The following is a 12,698-nucleotide window of genomic DNA, read 5'->3' as shown; positions in this document are numbered from 1 at the left end:
TGAGGGCGCGCCCTGCCCCATTTCCTCAGAAATTTCAAAGCGTCTTTCAGGTGTCCTTTTGCGCGTGAGTCCCGTAATTTTGCGCTCCCTCAGCCCCGCTCCAATACGCCATGACCCTCTTCTTCAACCGCCAAACCGTCAGCCACTTTATCCTCAACTACTGCCTGCCTCTTGGCTGGTTCGCCACGCTCAGCGGCATGTTCTGGATCGGTGATCGCAGCGTCTATCACCAGCTCTATTACCTCAGCCTGGCCACACCAACCCTGCTGGTGGTGCTGCTTCAGCCTGGCTGCCTTGCGCTACTGCGGCAGGTGCGGTTACTGCAGCTGTTTCTGTTGTTTGCCGCCTACATGCTGCTGTCGGTGACCTGGGCAGGCAGTGACGACTCCTGGCTAAGCATGAGCAAACGGCCGCTGTATATCGGCGTGTTGCTGGTCGCTGCGGTGTTGCTGGCCGAGCACAATCAGCCGCGCCTGGAACGGATGACCGAGTGGAGCGCCTGGGTTGCTGTGCTCTGTGCACTGGCTTCGATCACCTACTACCTCTATCGCGACGAAGGCGGTCGTTTGCCGGGTTACGGCGCGCTGTACAACCCCTTGCTCAGCGCCCATGTGTTTGGATTTTTTTGCGTGTATTGGCTGGTGCGCTGGCACCAGCAACCTTCTCCCTGGGCCTGGCGCCCCCTCCTAGCGCTGGCACCGCTAGGGCTCTTCCTACTGCTGACCGGCTCGCGCACACCGTTAGTGGCAATTGCCGCCTCGTTGCTGTGGTTGACCCTGGTGCAATGGCGCAAACGGCTGTGGTTGCTGTATGGCGCAGCGCTGGCCATCGCCCTGCTCTGGCAGGTGCTGCAACCAACGCACGGTCTGCTTGATCGAGGCCTGTCCTATCGCCCGGCGATCTGGCTGGAAGTGCTCCGGCAACTGGATGGCCATTGGTGGTTCGGACTCGGGCTGAGTCACCCGCAGGTGTTTGCAGTGCCGGGCCTGGAGCAACCACTGGCGGACACCCATAACATTGAACTGGGAGTGTTGTTTTCTGGAGGGTTGATCGGCTTGGGCCTGTGGATGGCGCTCTATACCTACGCCCTCAGGCATGCCTGGCAGCAACGCCAGCGCAACGACGTGTTGCTGGCCTCGACCCTGGTGGTGTTCGGCCTGGCGGCGGGTTTAACCGAAGGCAGTGCATTTTTCTCACGGCCCAAAGAACACTGGTTTCTGCTTTGGATTCCGCTGGCACTGCTGGCCGCCACCCATCCGCGCACCTTACCCAGGCAATAACAGGCGTACTAATCCACGTAGGGTTTTGCTATCCCAGTCGCGCCAGGAGAGTTCCCTCAGTAGCTTTCGAGCCAATTGTTTGTCATGGCGCGCGACCTTGAGGAACATCGAATTACGAAAACGCTGGCACACCTGTCGGTACGCTGGGTGATCGCTGAACTGCGCGTAGGTACGTAACACATTATCGAGCATAAACGGATGGTTCTTGTAGGTATTGCTCGGGTGCACGCGATACAACGCAAGCACCTCGGGAAGCACGTCGATTACATAACCAGCGCGGGTGATCTTCAGCTCGATGAGTAAGTCTTCGAGGCGAATCTGCGGGTCGAACCCGCCCACTTCCTGCAACGCTTCACGGCGAAACATCAGGGTGGCGGCGGGCGCACCGGGCTGACGATGAAGAAAAATGTCGTCGAAATCGAGCCGGCGCCATGGCAACGATCGGGGGGTACCTAGGAGCCGCCCTTGGGCATCAATGTGTCGAATACCCCCTGCGCAGATCCCCACTTCGGCTTTGCCTTGCAGGTAGTCAACCTGGCGACCAATCCGTTCCGGCAACATCACATCATCAGAACCGAAGGGCACGATAAGCCTGCCGCTGGCGCGCGCCACAGCGGCATTTAATGTACGGGACAGGCCTTGATTGGCTTGGGTACGAAAGTCGAAGCCGTGAATCGCTTGCAGACGCTTTATACGGCCAACACTGTCGTCGCTCGAACCATCGTCAACCACCAACAGCTCAATGGCCGGATAGGTCTGCTCCAGAACGCTGGCGATGCTCGCCTCGATGTAAGGCGCATGGTTGTACGACGCGATAATCACGCTTACCAGCGGTTGTGCGAGGTCTGCCATGACTCAGGCCCAGCTCCTGCGCGACCACCACCAGCGCCAGCGCGCCGGAGCCACATAGGGCAAGGTTGGCTCTTGCAACACCTGGCTTAGCCCGGCGGCGAGGTGTTCGTAACTCAGGTGTTGCTCGACGAAAACCCGACCGTTTTGCCCGAGCGCCTGAGCCAACGCAGGCTCGCGGCGCATACGCGCCAGGTGCCGACGCAACTCGTCGAGAGAACTGTACAGCAGCAGGTGCTTGCCCTCCTCCAAGCCGATGGCAGCCTCCTCCGCCGCTTGCCGCCACGCCAGCACCACGCAGCCGCAGGCCATCGCCTCGAAGCTCTTGGCCATGTATTCATGCAACCCAAGGTCGGCACTCACAAATATCTGAACGCGATTGAGCATGCGCCGGTACGCCTCCCCTGGCTCGGTGCGTAACACTTGCAGCGGCTCGCAGCCGGCGAGTTCCTGCAGCAGCGCCTTGCGCGGTGCATAGGTGCTGCTGGCGGTACGACCGATAAACGCCAACTCGATATCCCGCGGCCCCGGTTCGACGAACAAGCGCGACGGATCAAAACCCTTGGCCAGGAAACTCACCGCCACCCCATCGGCGCGCAAACGCTCAGCCAGTAAGGCCCCGGTGACCACTACGCGCGCGTGCGGCAGGCGGCGGTAGAAGCGCAGAAACTGTCCGCAGCGCCGAGCTCCCGGCAGGTAGTTCTGGTAAGCGTCCTCCTCGTAAATCACCAAACCTTCGAGGGTAGCGAGAAAGCCACTTTGCTGGTGAATGTTGCGAAACGGCAGGTCGAGCAACACCCGCTCGAACTGCTGCCACTGCACGCCTGCCAAGGTACGTCGTAAACCGCGCTGCTGAACTTTGTTCAGCACCAGCAGCTCAAGCTGCAGATGGCGGCCGAGGTAGCGATACATCGCACTCAGGTCCGGCAGACGCTCAGCAGCGGTCAGCACCAGCACCCGCATCAGCGCCACCCAAGTCCCAAGCGCAGCAGCTTGCTCACGTACCTGGGGCGCAGCGTGTGTAGCGGGCTCAACTTAAAGGCCTGGCGAAAGAAGCCAAATGCAGCGGCACGGTCACCGCTCAGGATGGCCGCGCGAAACAAGGAAAGATAGCGCTGGGCGGCGTAACGCTGGCGCAAGCATTGGCAACTGTCGGGTAAGTGAGCAAACACTTCGCGCAGCATGCGCTCGGCAACCGCCTCTTCGTCGTCACGGTTATGCCGCAAGCTGTCGGCGTGTTTATGCACCCGTGCCAGCGGCTCAGACGTAGTGGCGACGGCGCCGCTCACCAGCACGTAGGCAAACACCGGTATGTCCTCGCCGCTGCATAGCGTTTGCGGATACGGCCGCTGCAACAGCAAGTCGCGGCGAAACAGCGAGCGGCTATGGGAAATGGCGATGGTTTTATCCAGCAAATAACGCTGACAGCGCTGCAACGCCGAGCCCTGCACCGGCGTGGGTAAGCGCAGGCGTTGATTGCCATTGGCACTTATCGACAGCTGCGCGCCGAGCACCATCGCCACCCGTGGGTTGGCCGCCAACACCTGACGCAAGGTGGCGAAAGCTTTTGGCAGCAACTCGTCATCGGCGTCCAGCAGCAGAACGTAGCGACCTTGAGCGGCGGCAATGCCACAGTTACGGGCACTGGCAGCGCCTTGATTGGCTTGCTGGATCACCTGTACCCGCGCCCCATAACATTCGACATAGCCGTGAAGGACTTCGGCCGTGTTGTCCTCGGAGCCATCGTTAACGACCAGCAGCTCGATGTCATCGGCCCACTGCACCAATACGGAATCCAGGGCGCGGGGCAACAGGTGGCCATAGTTGTAGGTGGGAATGACCACGCTAATCAGCAGAGAAGGTAGCGGGTCGAAGGTGCTGGCCGGACGCTGAGTGCCCAGGCCGAATGGCAATGAGTCGAGCGCGACACGCTGAAAAGACGTGCGCAGAACAGTGCCGGCCACAGCCGTGGCTCCCGGCAGCAGTTTGGAAATGATCAATGGCATGGCGCCCCCCTACAACCGAAGAAGGTCGCCAGATTGCGCGGAGAAGTGCACCGTTAATGCAGGAGCAAGGGGCTGGTTATGTAGGGAAATTCCTTAATATGCAGACCCGTTCGGCAGGACTATTCAGGGCAGTCGCACCGTCTGACGGCTGCTGGTGAAGATGCTCCAGCAGGACAGAAACAACGCGGCAATCAGCGGGCCGATGACAAAGCCATTGAGGCCAAAGATGGTCAGGCCACCGAGGGTCGAGAGCAGGATCATGTAGTCCGGCATCTGCGTGTCGCGCCCCACCAGAATCGGCCGCAATACGTTGTCGACCATGCCGATCACCAACACCCCGAAGAGGGTTAGCGCCACGCCCTGCCAAATCGCCCCGGTGGCGAGAAAGTACACCGCCACCGGCACCCAGACGATACCGCCGCCCACCGCCGGCAATAACGACAGGAACGCCATCAGCACCGCCCATAACAACGGACTGGTGATGCCGAGAAACCAGAACGCCAAGCCACCCAACGCACCCTGGGTGACGGCCACCAGCACGTTGCCTTTGACTGTGGCGCGCACCACACGGGTAAAACGCAGCTGCAACCGACGCTTCTGGCCTTCATTCAGCGGGATCGCCATACGGATGCGGCGCACCAATTCCTGGCCGTCGCGCAGAAAGAAGAACAGCAGATACAGCATGATGCCGAAGCTGATCAGAAACTCGAAAGTGTTCTGCCCCAGAGTGAACGCCTGGCTGGCCACTGCCTGACTGCCCTGCATGGCGCCGGTAATGGCCTTGTCTTTGATACCGGTGAAGCTGCCCATGCCGAAGCGGTCCATCTGCGTCTGCACAAAGGTCGGCAAATGGCGTTTCATCTCATACATATAAGCGCCGATATCGACCTCGCCGCTTTCGATGCGCTTGTACAGTTCACCAGCTTCCTGGATCAGCAACGCCGTGGTGAACACCACCGGCAAGATGGCAATGCACAGGCAGATCAGCAGCGTGGTCAACGCCGTCAGGTTGCGCGAACTGTTATGTCGCCGCGCCAGCCAGCGCTGCAGCGGGCTGAACAGGACCGCCAGGACAATCGCCCAGAACACCGCGCCGTAATACGGCAATAGAATCCAGCCGAATGCCAGGGTGACCAGCACCAGCAAGGCCAGAAACAGCTTGTTCTCGAAATCGGGGTTAACCATGGGCGCTCGCGGGTAAAAAGGCTGATGAGCCTTTAGTCCGCGAGCGCAGCGGCAAGTGCAGGTTTTATCGAACGGGTCAGGCCTGCATGGCCCAGCCATCAACGTTCATGGCGGCCTGGCGCAAGGCTTCTGAACGGGTCGGGTGCGGGTGGCAGGTGAGCGCGATGTCTTCGGCCGAAGCAGCAAACTCCATGGCCACGCAGTATTCGCCAATCAGTTCGCTGACACTCGGACCGATCAGGTGCACGCCTAGAACTTCGTCCGTGCGCTCATCAGCCAGGACCTTCACGAAGCCTTCGCTCTCGTGGTTGATCTTCGCCCGGCTGTTACCGGCAAAGGGGAATTTTCCGACTTTGTAGGCACGCCCTTCCGCCTTCAATTGCTCCTCGGTCTTACCCACCGTGGCCACTTCCGGCTTGGTGTAGATCACGCTGGGGATCAACGCGTAGTTCACTTCACCGGCCTTGCCGACGATCTGCTCGATGCAGGCAATCGCCTCGTCTTCGGCCTTGTGCGCCAGCATCGGCCCAGAGGTGACATCGCCGATAATCCAGATGCCCGGCACCCCGGAACGGTGTTTCTGGTTTTCCAGCATGCCGCGTTTGTCCGGCGTGATGCCGACGGTTTCCAGGCCCAGCCCTTGAGTGAACGGCCGACGGCCGATGGCCACCAGCACATAGTCGGCCTTGAGGGTTTCTTTTTCACCGCCAGCGGCCGGTTCGATCTCCAGTGTCACGCCTTTGGCGGTGGCCTTGGCGCTGCTGACCTTGCTGCCGAGCTTGAAGTTGAAGCCCTGTTTGGCCAGCGAGCGCTGGAAGGTTTTGCCGGTTTCCAGGTCCAGACCGGGGCAGATGCGGTCGAGGTATTCCACCACCGTCACTTCGCTGCCCAGTCGCCGCCATACCGAGCCCAACTCGAGGCCGATGACGCCCGCACCGACCACCACTAGGTGCTTGGGTACTTCAGGCAGTGACAGCGCGCCCGTGGAGTCGAGGATACGTTTGTTATCGATAGTCACCCCTGGCAAGGGCGTTGGCTCCGAGCCGGTGGCGATGACAATGTCCTTGGCGGTCAGCACCTGCTCGCTGCCATCGGCGGCCTTCACCACTACTTTGCCCGGCCCGTCGATGCGCCCCCAGCCCTTGATCCATTCGGCTTTGTTCTTGCGAAACAGAAACTCGATGCCCTTGGTCAGGGTGGTCACGCTTTCGTCCTTCTGCTTCATCATCTGCGCCAGATTGAGGCTGGGTTTGACCTCGATACCCAGCTTGGCGAACTCCGGCCCTACGGCCGCTTCGTAGAGTTCCGACGCATGCAGCAGCGCCTTCGAGGGCATGCAGCCAACATTCAGGCAGGTGCCGCCCAACGTCTCACGGCCCTCCACGCAGGCTACCTTGAGGCCCAACTGGCCGGCACGAATGGCCGCGTTATAGCCGCCGGGCCCGCCACCGATCACCACTACATCGTAATTGCTCATGGGGTTCTCTCCTTGGTCTGAAAACAGGCTCGGCAACATGCGCCGGCAAAAAGTCATTGCAGTAAAGACCGAAATTGAGGGGCCTGTGGCGACAGATAAAAAGCATCGAGGCTAAAGCCTCTCCCACCGGGTTAGACGATCCAATGCGGGAGAGGCTTTAGCCTCGATTCTTTTCCATCCATGGCGCTTATGCCCCTTAGCTTGGCGCTTATATTACACCCTTAATATTGTTTGTATGTCGAGTGTAATTTAGTCTGTAAGCGTGATGCCAGTGCGGCTGAATCCTTTATTCGAACTGTGGTTGAGAGGTCGTTATGAGCATGTCCCGTGAAGAGAAAATCCAGGCCTGGCTGGCGGCTGCCCAAGATATGCAGGCGCGGCTGGCCGAGCCCGGCACCCTCACCCTGAAGGAAGTGGCCGGCATGAGCCCGCAGGAGTTCTTCGATGGTATCGGCAGCGGCCAACTGCCCTCGCCGCCCATCAACGGGCCGATGGCCATGGTGCCGATCGAGTGGTCCAGCGGACACTTCATTTTCCAGGGATCGCCGCACCATATGCACTACAACCCGCTGGGCAGTGTGCACGGCGGCTACATCGCCACCATGCTCGACTCGGCCATGGGTTGCGCAATTCACACCATGCTGACTAAAGGCCAGGGCTACACCACCACAGACTTGCGCATCAGCTATGTGCGCGCCGTCACCACCGCAGCCGGCCCGCTGCGTGCCGAGGGTCGGATCATCCACGTCGGCCGCTCCACCGCGCTGGCTGAAGGACGTTTGTACGACGTCGACGACAAGCTCTACGCCACCGGCTCCACTACCTGCCTGATCATGAACATGCACGGCTAAGCCCGCGCCCAGGAGACCTACCATGCAAAACATCGTTATCGCCGGTTACGCCCGCTCAGCGTTCCACTTCGCCCGCAAAGGCGGCCTGATCAATGTGCGCCCCGACGACCTCGCCGCCCAAGTGGTGAAGGAGTTGGTCGGCCGCCTGGACATCGATCCACGGCAAATCGAAGACCTGATCATGGGCTGCGCCTACCCCGAAGCCGAGCAAGGCATGAACATCGCGCGCATCACCAGTTTTCTCGCCGGCCTGCCCGATACCCTGGGCGGCGCCACGGTCAATCGCTTTTGCGGCTCATCCATGACCGGCGTGCACTTTGCCGCCGGGCAGATTCTGCTCGGCGCCGGCGAGGCGTTTATCTGTGCCGGGGTCGAGTCGATGACCCGCGTGCCCATGGGCGGCTTCAACATTTCGCCCAACCCGAAACTGCTGGAAAGCTTCCCGCAGGCCTATATGTCCATGGGCCAGACCGCCGAGAACGTCGCCAACCTGTACGGCATCAGTCGTCAGGAACAGGAATTGATGGCGGTCGACTCCCACGCCAAAGCCGCCAAAGCCCGCGATCTGGGTTACTTCAAGGATGAGATCGTGCCGATCGTGACGCCAGAAGGCCTGGTCAGCGAAGACGGCTGCATCCGCCCCGGGACCAATGCCGAAGCGCTTTCCACCCTGAAACCCGCCTTTGGCGGCAGCGTTACCGCCGGCACCGCCTCGCCGTTGACCGACGGCGCGGCGGCCGTTTTTGTCTGCACCGAAGCCTTCGCCAAACGTTGGAACCTCGACGTACTGGCACGCGTACGGGCCGTGGCAGTAGCCGGTTGCCCGCCGGAAATCATGGGCATGGGCCCGCTGCACGCCACCAACAAACTGTTGGCGCGCGAAGGCCTGAGCATCAACGACATCGACCTGGTGGAAATCAACGAAGCCTTCTCCAGCCAGTCGATTGCCTGCGTGCGCGAGCTGGGCCTGGACATGGCCAAGGTCAACATCGACGGCGGTGCATTGGCCATGGGGCACCCGCTGGGCGCCACCGGCGCGCGGATCACCGGTAAGGCGGCGTCCTTGCTCAAGCGAACAGGCGGTCGTTTTGCCATTGCCACCCAGTGCATTGCGGGCGGTCAGGGTGTGGCTACCCTTTTGGAAGCGGTGTAACGCTCGAAAAGCGGCGTAGGTTGGGTTGAGCCCCGCGAAGCCCAACTTTCAAGATCGACACGCGCCAGCCTTTGGCTGGCTTGTTGGGCTTCGCTACGCTCACCGAACGCGGACCGACCCAAACTACGCATACGCGCCGTCTAGGTTTAGAATGACGGCCAGCATTTCACGTCATCGGAGGTTGTTGCCGTGCGTTATTCAGAAGATCACAAGGCACAAACCCATCAACGCATCATCGACGAAGCCTCGGAGCGCTTTCGCCGCGACGGCGTTGGCGTCACCGGCTTGCAGCCGTTGATGAAAGCCCTGGGGCTCACCCACGGTGGCTTCTACGCGCATTTCAAATCCAAGGATGATCTGGTCGAGCAGGCCTTGAACGCGGCGGTGGAGAAGCTCGCGGTGTCCGTGGACGAGACGTTCGCGGGCGACAACCCGCTGCAAACCTTTATCCGCCACTACCTGAGTGCCAGTCACCGCGCCAACCCTGGCATGGGCTGCCCGATGCCGACCCTGTGCTCGGAACTCGGCCAGCGCGGCCAACCCAGCCCCACCACCGACCGTATGGTGGAAAGCCGGGTGAGCAAAATGGCTGAACACCTTGAGGGGCCGGACGCCGAGCAGCAAAGCATCGCCATGCTCTCGACCATGGTCGGGGCGTTGATGCTGTCGCGCAGCGTCACTGACCCCGAACTGTCCGACCGTATTCTCAAAGGCGCTCGGCAGCAGTTGCTCAAGCACGTCGAAGGCAACTAATCCGCACCCAACAAAAAGCCCGCCAATTGGCGGGCTTTTTGTTGCAGCAGCCTCAGGCCTTGTAACGTGCCGCTGCCTGGCTGTGGGACAGATTCGGCCCCAGTTTCTGCCGCGCCGCAACGAAGGCGCTCCAATCGGCCGCATCGGGCAACGATGGAATGGTCACCAACTCACCCTGATCGAACCCGGCCAACGCCGCGTCCACCATTTCGCCAGCGTCCATCACCATAGCCGCCGGAATGCCATTGGCATCGATGCCGGCACGCTCCCAGATTTCCGTGCGGGTCACGCCCGGCAACACCGCCTGAACCTGCACGCCTGACTTGCCCAACTCACTGCTTAGCGACTGAGTCAGGCTAAGCACATAGGCCTTGGTGGCGCTGTAGGTGGCATTGAACATCTCAGGCGCCAGTGCAACCACCGAGGCGATATTGATGATTGCCCCACCGCCAGCGGCGACGAAGTTGGCCCCGGCAGCTGCCGCCAGATGGGTAAGCGCGGTGATATTCAGCTCAAGCATGCGATCGACCGCGTCGCTGTCAGCCTCAATCAGCGGCCCATTCATGGCCACGCCCGCGTTGTTCACCAGCACACTGATTGTGCTGTCGCCACGCAGGCGCTGGACCACAGCCTTGATATCGGGTTTCTGGGTCAGGTCAGCCTTCAACACCTCCACCTGCACGCCGTAATCGGCACTCAGGCTGGCCGCCAATTTTTCCAACCGCTGCTGATCACGCGCTACCAGCAGCAAGTCATAACCGCGGCGCGCCAAGCGCTCGGCATACACCGCACCAATCCCCGACGAAGCCCCGGTTACCAGCGCCGTACCTTTTTGGTTTTGCTCAGTCATCACACGTTCTCCATAGCGTTTGCAGATCAGATGGCAGCATTTCTGCCGGTTGGCGTCATGTGGTGCCAAGGCTAGAGCGCTTTAGATTACGGGCATAATTTTAAAAGTCTATATGACGATCAACATTTAACTATGAGGCATTTTAAACTCATTAATTTTGCATTTAACCAGCATCATTATTCGTTAGTCGCCAGGAGGCATCAGCGCCACACTGCCCGCCGCCAAACTGTCGAGCTTGTGCCACCTGATGTTCAGCACCTGGTTATCCGCCTTCCTCCCCGCTGCCACCAACACCCGCCCCACCGAATGGCTACGCGCCGCCTATGGCGCTGCACTGGCGGTATTTGCCTGCACCTGGGCCTGCGGCCAGCTGTTTGGTGCAGACCTGGCTGCCCATTTGCTCGGTCCACTGGGCGCTTCGGCGGTGCTGCTGTTTGCGGTTTCATCTGGCGCATTGGCGCAACCGTGGTCGATAGTCGGCAGCTACGCCGTGGCCACGGTGGTGGCGGTGACTACCCTGCTCGTTTGCCCGCCCGGCATCGCCGCTGCCGCGTTGGCGGTGGCCGGCACGCTGGTGTTGATGTGCCTGCTGCGCTGCCTGCATCCGCCGGGGGCGGCGTTGACTATCTGCCTGGTGCTCGGTGGCCCCAGTCTTACTGACCTGAGCTGGCAGCTGCTGTACCCGACGCTGTTCAACGCATTGGGCCTGCTCGCCTGCGCGCTGCTCTACAACAACCTCACCGGCGTGCGCTATCCGAAGCTGCCGGTGCCTGCCGCCAGCCTGCACGCCACTGAAGACCGTTCGCCACAAGAACGCGTGGGCATCACCACCGCCGATCTGGACGAAGCGCTGAACGAGTTGGGTGGCTTCGTCGATATCCAGCGCGAAGACCTCAAGCAGATCATCCGCGCCACCGAGAAAAATGCCCTGCGCCGCAGCATGGGTGACATCCGCGCCGAGCAGATCATGTCCCGCGACGTGCAAACCGCGACGCCGCAGACCACGGTCAAACAGGCGCTGGACCTGCTCAAACACCACCACCTGAAAACCCTGCCGGTGCTCGACGAACGGCGCCAGCTAGTGGGCATCGTCAGCCTCATCGACCTGCTCGGTCATCGCCGCCACAAACGTCCACGCACCCTGCTCGGCCGCCGCCGCGATGTGCCGTTGGAAGACGTCATGAGCCAGCCGGTAACCGCTGTGCAACGCAGCACCCATGTGGTGGAAATGATCCCGCTGTTATCCGAGCAGGGCCTGCATTGTCTGCCGGTACTGGATAAGGGCGAGCTACTGGGCATCGTCACCCAGACCGACCTGATCGCAGCCTTGCACCGCGACCTACTGACTCATCTCGGCTAAGCCGGGTCCCACCGCTGCGACCAATCCACTCCGCTGCGTACCACCTCACGCAGCAGCGCAAAGGCTTGCTGCAACGCCTCGCTGTCGCGCTCGCGGGCATACACCAGATAGGTCGGGTAATTAAACTCCGGGGCCTTTTCCACCCGTTGCAACGCGCCGCTGTCGAGGTAGCTCTGCACCACCCGCGTACGGAAATAGCCGCTGCCGCCGGAGGCCAAAATGTACTGCAAGGCCAGCGGCCCATGGTTGAAGCTCAGCGCGGCCTTGGCTTTCTCTGGCAACGCGGCGTCATGCTGACGACGAAAGCCCTCGCCCCAATCGATATACACATAGGGTTCAGGCTGCTGCGGCTGGCGCACCAGAATCAGCTTCTCCTCCAGCACCTGCTCCACCTGCAGGCCAGGCCAGTACGACGGCTGATACACCAGCGCCGCATCCAGCACGCCAAGCTCCAACTGCTTGAGTAACGCCTGGCCATCGCCGATCTCGGCCCGCACGGCAAAACTCGGCATCTGCCCGCGTAGTTGCTGCACCCAACTGAGCATTAGCGGGTTGCACAGGCTCACCTCGCCGCCCACACGCAACACCGTGCGGTAACCCGGCATCAGCGGCAGGTCGCGCTGCGCGGCTTCCCAGGTCTGCACCAACTGGTTGGCGAACAGCACAAAGGCTTCGCCATCAGCCGTCAGTTTGGCGCCTGCGCGGTTGCGCACGAACAGCTTGCAGCTCAGTTGGCTTTCGAGGTTTTGCACCCGCGCGGTGATCGCCGTTTGCGTCACGTGCAACTGCTCGGCAGCCGCCACCAGGCTGCCGCTGCGGACGATCTGCAAAAAGGTGCGGGCGAGTTCGATGTCCATGGCAGCTCGATGGCGAGGGTGGAGCGGCATTGTAAAGGCATGTGCGGCTGCGGGTACAAAACACCCGAACCTAACCG

The 12,698-nt window shown here is 61.1% G+C and carries 12 protein-coding genes; 5 read left to right on the top strand and 7 right to left on the bottom strand.

All coding sequences use genetic code 11. The features are described from left to right. The first annotated feature begins 110 nt into the window (after nt 1–110). A complete protein-coding gene (locus C8K61_RS02060) occupies nt 111–1,280 on the top strand; it encodes an O-antigen ligase (RefSeq protein WP_108094506.1) in 1,170 nt (389 codons plus the stop codon). Here C8K61_RS02060 and C8K61_RS02055 read toward each other — a convergent pair. The 5 genes from C8K61_RS02055 to lpdA form a co-directional block, all read right to left on the bottom strand. Beyond that, nucleotides 1,266–2,132, bottom strand: a complete 867-nt coding sequence (locus tag C8K61_RS02055) for a glycosyltransferase (RefSeq protein ID WP_108094505.1) — start codon at nt 2,130–2,132, stop codon at nt 1,266–1,268. The two genes, C8K61_RS02060 and C8K61_RS02055, sit on opposite strands and share 15 nt — an antisense overlap. Before the next feature lie 3 nt (nt 2,133–2,135). Further along, nucleotides 2,136–3,092, bottom strand: coding sequence for a glycosyltransferase (locus tag C8K61_RS02050; protein WP_108094887.1), 957 nt, complete (start codon nt 3,090–3,092; stop codon nt 2,136–2,138). Continuing rightward, the gene (locus tag C8K61_RS02045) at nt 3,092–4,135 is read right to left on the bottom strand and encodes a glycosyltransferase family 2 protein (protein WP_108094504.1); all 1,044 of its coding nucleotides are present in this window, start codon (nt 4,133–4,135) and stop codon (nt 3,092–3,094) included. Before C8K61_RS02045 ends, C8K61_RS02050 begins: the two co-directional genes overlap by 1 nt. Before the next feature lie 123 nt (nt 4,136–4,258). After that, complete coding sequence (locus C8K61_RS02040) at nt 4,259–5,320, bottom strand: AI-2E family transporter (protein ID WP_108094503.1); 1,062 nt, start codon at nt 5,318–5,320, stop codon at nt 4,259–4,261. Nucleotides 5,321–5,396: 76 nt separating this feature from the next. Beyond that, complete coding sequence (gene lpdA / locus C8K61_RS02035; protein ID WP_108094502.1) at nt 5,397–6,797, bottom strand: dihydrolipoyl dehydrogenase; 1,401 nt, start codon at nt 6,795–6,797, stop codon at nt 5,397–5,399. Between the two features lie 320 nt (nt 6,798–7,117). On the opposite strand from lpdA, the gene C8K61_RS02030 reads away from it, so the two are divergent. From C8K61_RS02030 to C8K61_RS02020, 3 genes are all read left to right on the top strand, one after another. Beyond that, nucleotides 7,118–7,648: a PaaI family thioesterase gene (locus C8K61_RS02030; RefSeq protein ID WP_371919961.1), complete on the top strand. Its 531-nt coding sequence runs from the start codon at nt 7,118–7,120 to the stop codon at nt 7,646–7,648. 22 nt (nt 7,649–7,670) lie between these two features. Next, nucleotides 7,671–8,801 carry a thiolase family protein gene (locus C8K61_RS02025; protein WP_108094500.1) on the top strand — a complete coding sequence of 377 codons (1,131 nt, stop codon included), beginning with the start codon at nt 7,671–7,673 and terminating at the stop codon, nt 8,799–8,801. Between the two features lie 189 nt (nt 8,802–8,990). Continuing rightward, nucleotides 8,991–9,554, top strand: coding sequence for a TetR/AcrR family transcriptional regulator (locus tag C8K61_RS02020; RefSeq protein ID WP_108094499.1), 564 nt, complete (start codon nt 8,991–8,993; stop codon nt 9,552–9,554). A gap of 52 nt (nt 9,555–9,606) precedes the next feature. Here the strand turns inward: C8K61_RS02020 and C8K61_RS02015 are convergent, their stop codons facing one another. Next, nucleotides 9,607–10,404, bottom strand: a complete 798-nt coding sequence (locus tag C8K61_RS02015) for an SDR family oxidoreductase (protein ID WP_108094498.1) — start codon at nt 10,402–10,404, stop codon at nt 9,607–9,609. A gap of 247 nt (nt 10,405–10,651) precedes the next feature. On the opposite strand from C8K61_RS02015, the gene C8K61_RS02010 reads away from it, so the two are divergent. After that, the gene (locus C8K61_RS02010) at nt 10,652–11,764 is read left to right on the top strand and encodes an HPP family protein (RefSeq protein WP_108094497.1); all 1,113 of its coding nucleotides are present in this window, start codon (nt 10,652–10,654) and stop codon (nt 11,762–11,764) included. Here C8K61_RS02010 and C8K61_RS02005 read toward each other — a convergent pair. Next, the gene (locus tag C8K61_RS02005) at nt 11,761–12,621 is read right to left on the bottom strand and encodes a LysR family transcriptional regulator (protein WP_108094496.1); all 861 of its coding nucleotides are present in this window, start codon (nt 12,619–12,621) and stop codon (nt 11,761–11,763) included. The genes C8K61_RS02010 and C8K61_RS02005 overlap by 4 nt on opposite strands. Between the last annotated feature and the right edge of the window lie 77 nt (nt 12,622–12,698).

Origin of the sequence: Pseudomonas sp. GV071, assembly GCF_003050835.1 — a bacterium.
Taxonomy (GTDB): Bacteria; Pseudomonadota; Gammaproteobacteria; order Pseudomonadales; family Pseudomonadaceae; genus Aquipseudomonas.
This window is presented reverse-complemented; position numbering and strand designations above follow the sequence as displayed.

Coding starts and splice junctions, on each gene's coding strand:
- C8K61_RS02055 (WP_108094505.1), bottom strand. CDS start 2,132: ATGGCAGACCTCGCACAACCGCTGGTAAGCGTGATTATCGCGTCGTAC.
- C8K61_RS02015 (WP_108094498.1), bottom strand. CDS start 10,404: ATGACTGAGCAAAACCAAAAAGGTACGGCGCTGGTAACCGGGGCTTCG.
- lpdA (WP_108094502.1), bottom strand. CDS start 6,797: ATGAGCAATTACGATGTAGTGGTGATCGGTGGCGGGCCCGGCGGCTAT.
- C8K61_RS02045 (WP_108094504.1), bottom strand. CDS start 4,135: ATGCCATTGATCATTTCCAAACTGCTGCCGGGAGCCACGGCTGTGGCC.
- C8K61_RS02005 (WP_108094496.1), bottom strand. CDS start 12,621: ATGGACATCGAACTCGCCCGCACCTTTTTGCAGATCGTCCGCAGCGGC.
- C8K61_RS02010 (WP_108094497.1), top strand. CDS start 10,652: ATGTTCAGCACCTGGTTATCCGCCTTCCTCCCCGCTGCCACCAACACC.
- C8K61_RS02040 (WP_108094503.1), bottom strand. CDS start 5,320: ATGGTTAACCCCGATTTCGAGAACAAGCTGTTTCTGGCCTTGCTGGTG.
- C8K61_RS02030 (WP_371919961.1), top strand. CDS start 7,118: ATGTCCCGTGAAGAGAAAATCCAGGCCTGGCTGGCGGCTGCCCAAGAT.
- C8K61_RS02025 (WP_108094500.1), top strand. CDS start 7,671: ATGCAAAACATCGTTATCGCCGGTTACGCCCGCTCAGCGTTCCACTTC.
- C8K61_RS02060 (WP_108094506.1), top strand. CDS start 111: ATGACCCTCTTCTTCAACCGCCAAACCGTCAGCCACTTTATCCTCAAC.
- C8K61_RS02050 (WP_108094887.1), bottom strand. CDS start 3,092: ATGCGGGTGCTGGTGCTGACCGCTGCTGAGCGTCTGCCGGACCTGAGT.